This window comes from Fontibacillus forbon (assembly GCF_046559655.1).
Classification (GTDB): Bacteria; Bacillota; Bacilli; order Paenibacillales; family Paenibacillaceae; genus Fontibacillus.
Genome location: NZ_JBKGFV010000009.1, coordinates 19,253 through 32,110, shown reverse-complemented (window position 1 = coordinate 32,110; position 12,858 = coordinate 19,253). Strand labels below are relative to the sequence as shown.

10 protein-coding genes and 2 riboswitches are annotated in these 12,858 nt (G+C 51.8%); of the genes, 8 read left to right on the top strand and 2 right to left on the bottom strand.

What is annotated here, in order from left to right; genetic code table 11:
- Positions 1 to 10: 10 nt before the first annotated feature.
- Complete coding sequence (locus ACLB09_RS24280) at positions 11 to 2,755, bottom strand: PAS domain S-box protein (protein WP_410772411.1); 2,745 nt, start codon at positions 2,753 to 2,755, stop codon at positions 11 to 13.
- Between the two features lie 289 nt (positions 2,756 to 3,044).
- Between ACLB09_RS24280 and ACLB09_RS24275 the strand changes: the two genes are divergently transcribed.
- From ACLB09_RS24275 to ACLB09_RS24260, 4 genes are all read left to right on the top strand, one after another.
- Complete coding sequence (locus ACLB09_RS24275) at positions 3,045 to 3,458, top strand: ArsR/SmtB family transcription factor (protein ID WP_410772410.1); 414 nt, start codon at positions 3,045 to 3,047, stop codon at positions 3,456 to 3,458.
- Positions 3,451 to 5,721 (top strand): heavy metal translocating P-type ATPase, encoded by a 2,271-nt coding sequence (locus tag ACLB09_RS24270; RefSeq protein ID WP_410772409.1) that lies wholly within the window; start codon positions 3,451 to 3,453, stop codon positions 5,719 to 5,721. Before ACLB09_RS24275 ends, ACLB09_RS24270 begins: the two co-directional genes overlap by 8 nt.
- 4 nt (positions 5,722 to 5,725) lie before the next feature.
- Positions 5,726 to 5,863, top strand: coding sequence for a hypothetical protein (locus tag ACLB09_RS24265; RefSeq protein ID WP_410772408.1), 138 nt, complete (start codon positions 5,726 to 5,728; stop codon positions 5,861 to 5,863).
- 278 nt (positions 5,864 to 6,141) lie between these two features.
- Positions 6,142 to 7,314, top strand: coding sequence for a copper amine oxidase N-terminal domain-containing protein (locus ACLB09_RS24260; RefSeq protein WP_410772407.1), 1,173 nt, complete (start codon positions 6,142 to 6,144; stop codon positions 7,312 to 7,314).
- Between the two features lie 88 nt (positions 7,315 to 7,402).
- Here ACLB09_RS24260 and ACLB09_RS24255 read toward each other — a convergent pair whose 3' ends face one another.
- A complete protein-coding gene (locus ACLB09_RS24255; protein ID WP_410772406.1) occupies positions 7,403 to 7,930 on the bottom strand; it encodes a YwhD family protein in 528 nt (175 codons plus the stop codon).
- A gap of 181 nt (positions 7,931 to 8,111) precedes the next feature.
- Here ACLB09_RS24255 and ACLB09_RS24250 point away from each other — a divergent pair, with 181 nt between their 5' ends.
- From ACLB09_RS24250 to ACLB09_RS24235, 4 genes are all read left to right on the top strand, one after another.
- Positions 8,112 to 10,106 carry a M1 family metallopeptidase gene (locus ACLB09_RS24250; RefSeq protein WP_410772405.1) on the top strand — a complete coding sequence of 665 codons (1,995 nt, stop codon included), beginning with the start codon at positions 8,112 to 8,114 and terminating at the stop codon, positions 10,104 to 10,106.
- Positions 10,107 to 10,267: 161 nt separating this feature from the next.
- The gene (locus ACLB09_RS24245) at positions 10,268 to 11,098 is read left to right on the top strand and encodes a hypothetical protein (protein ID WP_410772404.1); all 831 of its coding nucleotides are present in this window, start codon (positions 10,268 to 10,270) and stop codon (positions 11,096 to 11,098) included.
- 221 nt (positions 11,099 to 11,319) lie between these two features.
- Positions 11,320 to 11,454: riboswitch (cyclic di-AMP (ydaO/yuaA leader) on the top strand.
- Between the two features lie 2 nt (positions 11,455 to 11,456).
- Complete coding sequence (locus tag ACLB09_RS24240) at positions 11,457 to 11,951, top strand: C40 family peptidase (RefSeq protein WP_410772403.1); 495 nt, start codon at positions 11,457 to 11,459, stop codon at positions 11,949 to 11,951.
- 241 nt (positions 11,952 to 12,192) lie between these two features.
- Positions 12,193 to 12,329, top strand: a riboswitch (cyclic di-AMP (ydaO/yuaA leader).
- 4 nt (positions 12,330 to 12,333) lie between these two features.
- Positions 12,334 to 12,807 (top strand): C40 family peptidase, encoded by a 474-nt coding sequence (locus tag ACLB09_RS24235; RefSeq protein ID WP_410772402.1) that lies wholly within the window; start codon positions 12,334 to 12,336, stop codon positions 12,805 to 12,807.
- Positions 12,808 to 12,858: the final 51 nt, after the last annotated feature.

Here is a 12,858-nt window from a genome sequence, read left to right as displayed (position 1 = left end):
GTCTTATTTGTTACCGGGCCGGAATGGAAATGGTGATGGACAGTCCCTCTTCCGGTGATGAGTTGAATTCAATATGTCCATCCATGCCGCGAACCCGCTCTTTCATCCCGTAAATCCCCATGCTGTTAAACGTATGAGTCGTCTCTCCGACATCCATTCCAACCCCGTTGTCCTCATAATGCAAATAAATGTGGTCGCCCTCGGAATACAATTTAATCGTTACCAGGGAGGCGTCGGAGTGTTTGGTCGCGTTGGCCAGCATTTCTTGAACGATCCGGTATAGCCCGATAATGATATCATCATGGATCACGAGCCCAAAATCGGAGTAATCGAATTGGATTGCGTAATTAGTACGCAGCTGTGCAAATTCAAACAAGGTTTCCAGAGAACGTTCCAACCCCTCCTCCTTCAATAGAGGAGGTCTTAATTCATTGCACGTGATCCTGATCTGGTAAATGACGTCAAGCAGCCCTTGTTCGATTTCCGCCAGTTGGCACCGGTACTGGGGCGGAAGCTCCAAATCGGCCGTAATCTGGTTCAATTTGCGATACCAGACGATTTGCTCCTGGAGCGCCGCATCGTGAAGATCCTGCGATAAACGTTTCCGCTCGTTTTCGGATAGATGAAATATGAACCGCAACAACCATTGCGGCATGATTCTTCCGGATGCCAATATGTCTATATTCCGCCTCAAATCCTCGATAACCCGGAAATTGTCATATAAAACGCTGACGTAGCGGGAGAGCGTCTCAAGCCAAACTTTTTGAGCCTGAACCAGCAGCAGCGGCGAACTCTCCCCCACGCAAAGAATCCGGCTTTCCCCGTTGACTTCCCCGATTTTGACGTAGTGACCTTCCAGTGTATCAATCAACCGACATAGGGGGAGCCCATCGGCCCCATGTTCCCGGATGCTGAACAACACATCATCGGGGATATCCTTCCCTCCATGGGTCACAACAGCCTGTCCATTCTGATTTACCTTCATCATGCTAACCTTGCCCGTACCCAGCACCTGTCGCACTTCCCGCACCAGCCGGCTGTTTAACTCATCCACTTTAACCACGCCGAAAAGATCGGATGAAAATTGATCCAGGCTGATCTGCAACCGGAAGTACCGGTCCTCGCTCTTCCTGATCGACTGCTCGGCATTCCATCGTTCCATCTCCGCTTTCCTGCGCGAAGTAATATCCCAGGCCAAGGTCATTGCCGTTCCCTGCCCCAGATGAGGGAGCGCCGTGGTAACTGCCTCCACTTCAATCACATTGCCGTTCAGGCACACGACCTGATGCTGAGTCATCGGGGTGCCCCCGAGTTCAAGGTTCATCTGCGTTTCATGAATTGTAATTTCCTCATAAGCCCCCTGGCCCAATATATCCCGATACGTAAGCCCAATAATCTCACTCTTGTCCTTCGCCCCATACAATGCGACACTGGCGGGATTCGCGTAAGTGAATTTGTTTTCTCTATGAAGAAGGATCGCGATCGGTGACAGTTCCACCAGTTGGCGGTTGATTTCCTCGCTGGCGAGCAACGCGCGCTCTGCCTGCTTCCGTGAGGTAATATCCTCAAATACGATCTCCACTGTCGAGTTCGTATTGTCGTAAATCCCGATCACCACGGCTTCAAACTTATCTCCGTTCACGCGAACGAGGGTCATTTCTTCCGGAGGGAGGGAGCCTGCCTCAATCAAATCTTCGAAAAAAGTTCTGCACCATTCCACATCTTCTTCGGTTACCCAATCCCAAGGCGTCGTCCCGACGATATCGGCAAGATCGTTAGCGCCAAGAATCCGCATGCCTGCCGGATTTACGTAGACAATCATTCCTTTATGACATAGCGCGATCGCAACCGGGGACATCTCCACCAGCCTCCGGTACCGTTCCATGCTTTCTTTCAAGGCGACTTCCATCTTTTTGCGTTCCGTAATATCGTAAAAAACGTGTACCGTCGTCTCCGTATGCGCATCGTAAATTCCGATGACCTCCGCATTCATCAATTGTCCGTGCTGACCGATTATTTGGTACTCCAAGGCCGCTCCAAACTCGTTCTCGGCGATAAAACGGATCCTGTTTCGCGCTTTGTTCCATTCATGCGGCGGTAAAATCCGGTATATTTCCTGCCCGACGATCTCCTCAAGCGTATCGACGCCCATGATCCGCAGACCTGCCGGATTTACATAAACAAACCGTTCATCTTTCTGCACGATCATCGGATGCGGCGAAATCTCGATCAATCGGGAGAAGCGCTCCTCGCTTTCCTTCAATTCTTGCTCCGCTTTCCTCTTGCCGGTAATATCGAGTACCATCCCGTCGAGCCGGACCAGGTTACCGGCTTCATCGAGGGTCGGAATAATCCGGACCTCCACCCAGCGAATCCCTCCGTTGACATGAATAATCCGGTATTCGCTGGTATCCGCTTCCCCTCGGCGCAGACCTGCGGCTACAGCATGGAAATGATCGATGTCGTCCGGATGAACGATTTTCTCCCAGGCCATTTTGCTATTAAAATTATCCGGGTTATACCCCGTAATGGTTATGAATGCTCTCGACGTAAACACGACGCTGCGCGATTGATCATTATAGGACCAGGTGCCCACATCTATATTATGAAGCATATTTTCAAGCAGGCTGATCCGTTGACCGGCCTCATCCAGCGCTTTGCGGTAGTGACCGATGCGCTTTCGAAACCATGCAATCACCGCATACAACGTAAATAGAAAAATAAAAATAAGAACTCCAAAGATAAGGCTGTTCAAGTCGGCCCCCCCTTTACCCTCTGATGACTTCAATCCGACGGGACAACTAACTTTTCGTGACTACTTATAATTTGTATATCGGTCTGGGGCCCTGAATTGCTAATATTACCAGAGTAATAAAGAGAATAGAAAATTATGGATTTTTCTTGCATATTTCCGGGCAAACATTCTAATGATCATTTGAATATGATAAGGCAAAGCCGTATAATGCAATTAACAATCAAATCATCATTTGAATATAAAATTACGAGAGCGCGAAAAGAAGGTGAACCCTCTGATGAGGATGAACATGGAAAACGAATTGGGGAAAGAATTGGATCTGGAGTCCGATCTTATTACGAACGATGAGATTTGCGAGCATGGCTGCGGGGACACCGTCCGGACGGAACAGCTGCGTCAAAGCTTGCGGGAAGACGACATTCTGGGCATGGCGCAAATATTCAAAGCACTCTCCGATCCCAATCGGATGAAAATCGCCTATTTGCTGCTGCGGGGACAAGAGTGCTGCGTATGCGACATTGCTGCTGTCCTGGGCAGTTCCGTAGCCACGGCTTCCCATCATTTGCGCCAATTGAAGCTGATGGAAATCGCAAAATCGCGCAAAGAAGGGAAGAATGTATTCTACTCTCTGAAAGACCATCATATCGAGACTCTCATCACGATGACATTGGAACACCAGAAGGAGAGGAACGACCATGAATAAACCACATTCCGCTCATAAAATCGCCGGCCAGCAAGAGACCCGCAAAGAATATAAGGTGCAAGGCTTGTCCTGCGCCAATTGTGCCCGCGAAATGCAGGAAGAAATACAAAAACTGGAGCACGGGCAAGATGCGGCGTTATTGTTTAACAGCGGCCGGCTGCTGGTCCGGCCGGAAATCGACCTGCAGCGGGTGCAGCGAATTTTGAGCAGCGATGGAGCCACGCTGGTGACTTCTGCACCAACGCCGGAACATGGCGGACAAGACCATCGTCATGGGGTAGAGGGGCATGAACACGGCCACGCTCGTGGTGATGGGCATGACCATGCTGGCGGGCATGACCATGCCGAGAGTCGCGGACACGGGCATAGCCATGGCCACAGCCACGGCGAGGGCGAAGGCCGGATCGGCCAATGGCTGCTCACCCTCTCCGCCTTGCTCTATGCCGCTACTTTTATTGCGGATACTCGGCTTCCCGAAAACGCCATTATTTTAATGTACATTGCTTCTATTGTAATGAGCGGGTACTCCACTTTTCTACGGGGATTGCGAAATTTGTTCCGTCTCAAATTCAATATGGATACGTTGATGACCGTAGCTCTGGTCGGCGCCTCGCTGATCGGCGAATGGAAGGAAGCTACGCTTGTCGCCATCTTGTTCGGCCTGAACGAACTGCTGGAAGGCTACGGCATGAGCCGGGCCCGCAAATCGATGGAGGCGCTGCTGGATGCGGCTCCGAAACAGGCCGTTCTAGTCAGGGACGGCCAGGAGGTAACGGTGCCGATCGCGCAGCTTCAAGGCGGGGATATCGTACTCGTCCGTCCCGGCGAAAAGATCCCGTCGGATGGTTCCGTCCTTGAGGGACATAGCGCCGTGAATGAAGCGGCGATCACGGGCGAATCCATACCCGTGCCGAAAAAGCCGGGGGCGCCCGTCTTCGGCGGGAGCGTTAATGCCGAAGGGCTGCTGAAGGTAAGGATCGATAAAGCGTACGAGGACTCCTCGCTCGCCAAGATTATGCACCTGGTGCAGGAAGCCCAGGACACCAAAACGCCGACTGAACTGTTCATCGACAAGTTCGCCAAATATTACACGCCGGCCATCATGATTATTGCCGCACTCGTCGTCGTTGTGCCGCCGCTGCTTTTCGGCCAGCCGTGGATGAAATGGCTTTACGAAGGACTGGCGATCCTGATCGTCGGATGTCCGTGTTCGCTGGTCCTCTCTTCGCCGATCGCGTTGGTCAGCGGAATGACCCGCTGCGCACGCGCCGGCGTCCTCGTCAAGGGCGGCATTCATCTGGAGCAGCTCGGGAAGATCAACGCCATCGCTTTTGACAAGACGGGCACACTGACCCTGGGGCGCCCGGCCGTCATCCGCGAAATCGTTTACGATACGGAGCGGTTCCATCGGGTCGCCGGTGCGATGGAGACCGGTTCCCTGCACCCGCTAGCTGAAGCGATCGTGCGGCATGTCGAGACCCGCGGCCTCACCAGATCCGCGCTTCCGCAGCCAGCCGGTCTGACGACGCTTCCCGGCGTCGGCCTGTCCGGGGATATCGGCGGTACGCGGTATTGGGTCGGCAGCGAGGAAGTGCTCGAGCAGCTCGCCTTGCCGGCCGCCATCCGCAGCCAGGTCGCTGGTGACCTGGCCCGCTTGAAAGAGGACGGCCTCACCGTGGTGCTCGCTGCCGAAAAGGGCCGGGCGCTCGGCTTGTTCGGCCTCGCCGACGAACTCCGTCCGGAAAGCCCGGACGTCGTCGCGCGGCTGCACCGCAGCGGCATCGCCCACACCGTCATGCTGACGGGGGACCATGCCGGATCGGCCCGGAGAATCGCCGACAAAGCCGGCGTCACGGACTGGTATGCGGGCCTGCTGCCGGAGCAAAAAGTCGAGCGGATTCGCGAACTCTCCGCCCGCTGGAACGTGGCGATGGTCGGCGACGGCATCAACGACGCTCCCGCCCTCGCGGCTTCCAATCTCGGCATCGCCATGGGTAAAGGGACGGACAGCGCCGTAGAAACCGCCGACATCGTGCTCATGCAGGATCATCTCGGCAAGCTGCCCGGCGCGATCACGGTCGCAAGGCAAGCCAGCCGGGTGATCCGCTGGAATATCGGCATCTCGCTGACCCTGAAGCTGATTGCCCTGCTGCTGACGATTCCAGGTTGGCTCACGCTATGGATCGCCGTCATGTCCGATATGGGGGCGACTATCCTCGTAACCTTGCTGGGGCTGACGGTCCTGCTCGGCAAGGAAAAGTAGGAGAATGCCTGCCTGTCTGCCGCTTGCCGGGGACCGCTTCTTCGGGCTGACAGACTCCCGCGGCGCTGAAGCACTTATTTGCGGTACACCGGCCTTCCGGTTATCGGCAACCTGGACTTCGTTTTGCCAAGCGGCTCATTAACTGGAAAACATCCAGTTAATTTCTCTCCACGCTACTAACTTGTTCATCTAACTGGAGTACCTACAGTTAATTCAGCCCTGAAGCATAAACTGCTACTTGGAGCCCAAATAACTGGAGGTTTTCCAGTTGTTTTTTCTCTATGCCGGTTTTCCGGAAAATTAGCTGTAAGAATTCCGTTTATTTGAATACCCCCCTCCATTTATTACCAAATTTATCTATATAATCACAACCTTTCCTGGGCTTGAAGCGTTCATATTATTGTAAAGGAGGCTTTTCATATGAAAAAATCGAAATCGACCGCCGCCAAGGCCGCAGCCGTGGCTCTGGTTCTTACCGTCACGATGGCTTCGGGAAGCATTCCCCGCCTGGCGCCGAATCCTGCAGCTGCCGCAACCGATTCAGTGAATCAAAAAGTTACTGTCATGCTGGAACATAAGCCCTTCAAACAATCCGGACAACTTTATGTCCCCTTGAGGGAAGTAGCCGCACTCTTCGACCTTCAACTTACCTATAACCATGCAACCAAATCGTTGGAACTCACCGGAGTCACCCAGTATGCCAAACTGAAGGCGGGCAGCGCAAGCGCCACGGGTAAAAACAACGTCACCGTATCCCTCGGCGCTCCCATACTGATTAAGCAAGGCAACACTTATGTACCGGCTTCCCTTTTTGCCAAGCTGTTCGGAATTCCAATCACCCCGTCCGGCAAACAGGAAATCACGTATGTTTATTCCTCCAAATATGTAATGGCTCAAGCCGAAGGCAAGTTGTTTTGGCTAAACCGTGCAAAAGGCGTGTTGTATATGGGCGTAAGCGGCCAACTTCCTGCCCGGGCCGGATCCATTAATATAGAACATCCCGATTTACTATGGATGGATGCCAACAAAATCAACGACTCCACCTATGCAACGAGCATTTATAACATCTATGGAGAGCCGCATATCTTTGATGGACGATACCGGGCCATTCTGCATAACGGTTCCATCGTCCGTCAGGCGAGCATGTCTTACGGCGGGCCTTCAAGCATTAATCTGGAAAAAGACGTACTCACCCATGACGGCAAAATCATCCTGAACAACGGGCAAACCGCCGAACTCGTTACGCCGGACGGAAAGGTCGCCGAGGTAATCGATCTGGAGGAAATCGGCGGCCCGGATGACGTTTACAGTCTGGAAGTCATGGAAACCGATTTCTTGCTAATCCGCCCGTATTCCACGGGAACGCTGCTGCTGGTTGACCGGAGCTCGGGCGAAGCGACGTCCATTTACCTAAGCATGTTGGATAAAGCCAGCATCGACCGGATTCAAAACGATGAGTTCGGCATCGGCGATGGACTGAAGTATACCGGCCGTACCGGCGATCAGTTGAATTTCATTTGGCAGCTGCCCACCTTAAGCTCCGAGGCGGTCACAAAAACCTACGACTTATCCAAGAAAACAACAACACCGTAAAGCCAATTCTCAAAAAAAACAGCGGCACATGCGCTTGATGCGCGTGTACCGCTGTTTTCATGTTACCAGCTAACCAGACCGGTATGGATCATTCCGATTCCAGTGCCGTCTTCAATTCATCGGAGGAACGGTCCCACCATTCCTGGTTCGTTTCAATCAGCAGCTTTTTGAGCGCGCCTCTTTGCTCGGTCGACAAACCGTCCAGAACGAACCGGCGCTTCAAAGCATAGTCCATTTTATTGACGTGATCGGCAAGAATTTTCCACCCGCGGCGCGCCTCGGTATCGATCCACATTTCGCAAGCCGTCATGCCTCCGTAAAACTGTCCTTCGGGGGAGCGGTCCACAGCTACCCAAACGACCCATACCTGACGGCCGGCCGGCACATCTTCGCGGTTCATGGAAAACTTGATGCCTTTCTCTACCTTGCTCTTGGCATGCATCGCACCGATGTCGATATAAGCCTCATCCCCGTCAATAATGACCGGAGACATGCTGTTCAGGTCTATGGAGCCCGCTCCAAACCCTTTGTGCTTGCTCTTCTCCTCATTGCTGATTATGTTCAGTGCGAATATCTTCTTGCCTGTTTTTTGCGACTCCGAATGGTTGTTGTCCATAATTCCCTCCCAATGTTTCCATAAGTAAAATGTCTATGACAAGCGGCGAGTGAGCCGCCGATTTCGCTTTCCGCAGAGGCTTTCCGTGCCGCGGATCGGTTTAATTTAATTTTAGCTAATAATCTCCCAAATGCAAACATATACATGCTGTAGATGCTTGTCAACGGGAGGTATCCATTGTATGACCCGACGAACTTTATTCTTCGGCATTTCCATTCTTGCCCTCTTCCTCATCGCCGGTACTATCCGGTACACCCTGAGTTTGGGGCCTTCAAATCAATCTTCGTTCGCGCCCGATAAGGCCAAGCCCCCAGTAACCGTCAAGAGCGGACCCGGCATCCCCCAGGCCGAAAGCATTCAGCAGCCGACCGCGGAGATCCTCAGCGACCGGGTCACCGAGTACCATATTCAAGTCAAGCTTAATGAAGATGACAACACGCTGACAGGTACGGAAACGCTGACCTGGACCCATCCCGGAAAAAAAGCCGTCAATGAGCTCTACTTGCACTTATATCCTAACGCCTTCGCCTCGGCGGACTCTACGTTCATGAGGGAATCCGGCGGTAAGCTTCGGAGCGACGTCATGCCGAAGGACGGTTGGGGATCGATGGAATTGACCGAAATCCGGACTACGGACGGCATTTCCTTGCTCCACCGGCTTCAGTTCGTTCAACCGGATGACGGGAACACCCATGACAAAACACTCGCCAAAGTACGCTTGCCGGTCACGGTCCGCGGCGGCGAAAGCGTAACCCTGAAAATCAATTTTACCGTGAAGCTCCCTAAAATATTTGCCCGTATGGGTACGTCCGGCGACTTCGTGATGGCAGGGCAATGGTTCCCGAAGCTGAGCGTCTATGAATCGGCCGGGACGCGCGGCCGAACGGCGGAAGGCTGGAATCTGCACCAATACCACGGCAATTCCGAATTTTACTCCGATTTCGGGATTTACAGCGTCAATATTGATGTACCCGAAACGTACACCGTGGCCGCAACCGGTTTTCAAACCAAACCGGCCGTTCGAAAAGACGGGCGCAAAGCAATCCAATTTTATGCCGACGATGTCCATGATTTTGCCTGGTCCGCCTCTCCCGATTTCGTATACGCGGAAGAACCGTTCTCCTCGGCAGAGGTGCCGGGCGTACGAATCAAGCTCTATCTGGATCCGGCTCATAAGGACTTGAAAGAGCGGTATTTCTATGCGGCCAAGGTAGCTCTTTCGAATTTCAGCAAGTGGTATGGCCGCTATCCGTATTCCACGCTGTCCGTAGTCGTCCCGCCCATCGGCGGAAACGGCGCCGGAGGCATGGAATACCCGACGCTGGTCACCGCATTCGGCGCTGGCAGCGACTCCCCGGGTTATGACGAATTGGAACGCACGGTCATTCATGAGATCGGGCACCAATTTTTCTACGGGATGATCGCCAGCAATGAATTCGAGGAAGCCTGGCTGGATGAGGCCTTCACTTCCTACGCCGAAGACAAGTTAATGGAGCAAGAATTCGGCATCGCTCCGAATCTGCCCATTCAGGCCGCACTCATCTCTTCTCCAGCTTCCCTGACCCTGCCGTCCTGGAAGTACGGTTCCGGGGACGTCTACGCCAAGAATGCATATTATCGCGGCAAGCTGGTTCTGCTCGATATCGAACGCCAGGTCGGCGCGAAAACCATGAAGCGGATTCTATATAACTACAGCCAGAAGTACAAATTCAAGCATCCGACCACGGCCGATTTTCAACGGGTCGTTGAACAAACGACGGGAAAGAGCTGGAAGCCTTACTTTAACCAATATGTATATGAAGGAAAAATGGCGGATTTCTCCGCAGACCGGATAACCGTGACCCCCCTTACCCAAAACGGCACCACTATCTACGAATCGACTGTAGAAATAAGCCGTAAGGGAGGAAACAGTCCTAAAATACCGCTGCTCTTCAGCTTTAAAGACGGTCATACGGTCAGAAAAGTCTGGAACGGCGAAGGCGATACCGTCCGAATGAAGCTGCAATACAAAGAGCCGCTGGATTGGGTACAAATTGACCCCGACTATTCACTGGTGCTGGAGAACAAGCATATCAACAATTACCTGAAATCCGGAATCGACGAACCGGTTAGCACCCGCTCAACCCTGAGTATCGTCAAACTGCTGGAGACTCTGCTTGGAACTCTTGTGTATTAGGCTGGATCACAACAAAATTTAGCGAATGCTTCCGATGCCAGTTTTGTTCGAAGCCATATCATAGTTGTAACGCTCACAAAACAAGCCGATGCTTACGAAGCAGTTTTGTTCGAAGCCATATCATAGTTGTAACGCTCACAAAACTTTTAGGAGGGAAAGTTATGACCTATGTAAGAAATGGATGGGGGCTTGTCAGGAGCCAGTTTCCCTCCGTGATCATCCTGTTCCTGTACCAGTTGCTCTGGGGATTGTTTCTGTACCGGCTGGTCAGTTCGGCGGTTACCGCCGTTCTGTCCAGGTACCCGGACTCCCCTCAGAACCAACTGAATCGGATCTTATATCTGATCGAAGGCCAATTTGAGCTAAAACATAATCCGGCGATCCATCAATATTTTTGGCTTCTGCTCGGGATGGTTGTCCTTCGACTCTTATTGACGCCGCTGCTTCAGGCCGGTATTCTCTACGGGCTGGTACCTGCCGATGCCCGCGCCTCCGGGTTCCCTCTCTTCCGGGGGATGAAGGAGTTCTGGAAGCCCGTCACGCTCTTTTTCCTGCTGGAACTGGCGCTATTAGCCTTACCGGGATTTTGGATGATCCCGAAATTGTACGCCTTGGCGCTCCGGCTGATTCCTGCCGGCGACAGGCTGGTCCCGATCCTGATCTTCTGCGGGTTTATTCTGGGCTGGGCCGCTTATGGCTGGCTTATCCGACAATTGCTGCTGTTTGCCCAGTTTGGCTACCTGTTCAAAACCGGAGTCTGGGGCTCACTGCTCGTCAGCTTGAAATATCTGTTGCCGGGGATCGCCATCTCGCTTATTCTCGGCGCTTCCGGAGCAGTCATGTTCTTACTGTTCGGTACCGTCTCCTGGATTTGGACCGGGTTACTTGCCCTCATCCTCCAGCAATCCTATCCTTTTTTCCGCAGTCTATTTCAAATTTGGACCCTAACCTCTCAATATCAGCTATGGCATTCGAAGACACAAAAAAGTTAAATTTTTTTAATTTTTATCATCCCTTGTGCCACAAGGCCTCCGCGCTTCTACGGAGGCCTTGTCCTGCGTTTTCCCCTCTGAATCTTGCTAAATAACCATTGCCAAAATATACTTGCCTTTGTTACAATAACAGCAGCACAATTTCAGTAACAGTTTTGTAATTATTTTTGTTACTATTAGCAGGAGTTTTCTGTTGAGTGTTGAATAAGTAAGAAGTCAGATGTAAATTACAGCCGAATTCCCTTCGCGGGGAACGGGGGAACCACTTTGGGTGAATTGATCTCGCAAGAGAGGGATCATAGGGGACCTTCAACCGAATCCTTAAGCTAACCTCGTAGGCATTGGAAGGAGCATTTCCTTGAAGAAACAGTTAACCGCAGCAGCAGTAAGTCTTGCATTACTTTTCTCCATCGGAACTGGTAGCGCTTTCGCGTCGGAATCCAAACTCGATGGCGTGATCGACAAAGCCCTGGGAACTGAATATGTTTCCGGTGGAACTACTACCTCAGGCTTCGACTGTTCGGGATTTACTATGTATGTCTTCTCGAAAATCGGCATTAAATTGCCGCACCAATCAGGCTCCCAGTACAAAATGGGAACCGCTATTGAGAAAGATCAACTGATTGCCGGCGACCTGGTGTTCTTCAACACTTCAGGCAAAGGCGTTTCTCATGTCGGCGTTTACGTCGGTGATGGCAAGTTTGCTCACGCTTCCTCTTCCAAGGGCGTAGTCATCAGCAAATTAAGCGAAAAGTATTATGTCGAGCGTTACGTTGGCGCGAAGCGCATTATGAGCACCGACAAATATGAAGAAGTTACCGGTGATGTTCAGGACCATGATGAAGTAGAATAATAACAGTCAAGCCCGCAGTGATTCTTTATGGAATCAACTTCTGCGGGTTTTTCTTTTTTTCAGGCACACTTCCTAGGAATCATTACCCGGTTCTGACCGGGATAAACAGGACAAATTAACTTATTTATTCAAAATTGCCGAAACAAACTTGCCAAGTCCGGCTAGCCTTGGTAAAATAACCAGAGTAAATAGTAACAACTTTGTAATTTCTGTCGTAACGTCGTATTTTTCGGGTGCATTCAACTAAGAACAGCCGAATTCCCGGCACCCGGGAAACGGGGGAACCATTTTGGGTGAATTGATCTCGCTACATAAGGATCATAGGGAACCTTCAACCGAATCCTCAAGCTAACCTCGCAGGCCTTGGAAGGAGTTTTACATCTTGAGAAAGACGATCACAGCAGCAGCTACGAGTTTGGCCATCCTATTCACCATGGGAACGGGAAGCGCTTTCGCAGACACCACGTTGAACAGCGTTGTTAAGTCCGTGTACGGCACACCTTATAAATACGGAGGAGTTACGACCAACGGTTTTGATTGTTCCGGATTTACAAGGTATGTGTTCAAAAAAATGGGCATCGATCTTGCCCGCGTGTCCGGAGCCCAGTACAAACAAGGAACGGCCGTGGCAAAAAGCCAATTGAAGGCAGGAGATCTCGTTTTCTTCAACACCTTGGGTAAAGGTAAAGTGTCCCACGTCGGCATTTACCTGGGCGACGATAAGTTCGCACACGCTTCTTCCTCTAAAGGCATCCGAACTGACAAATTGAGCAACAGCTATTATAAAACGCGTTATGTCGGGGCAAAAAGAATTTTGAGCAAATCCAGCTTTACAACGTTTGCCACAGAATCCTGATCACCCTGACACCTTTGAGGCCCTCACCTCGAAAACCCATCTGACCGCAAC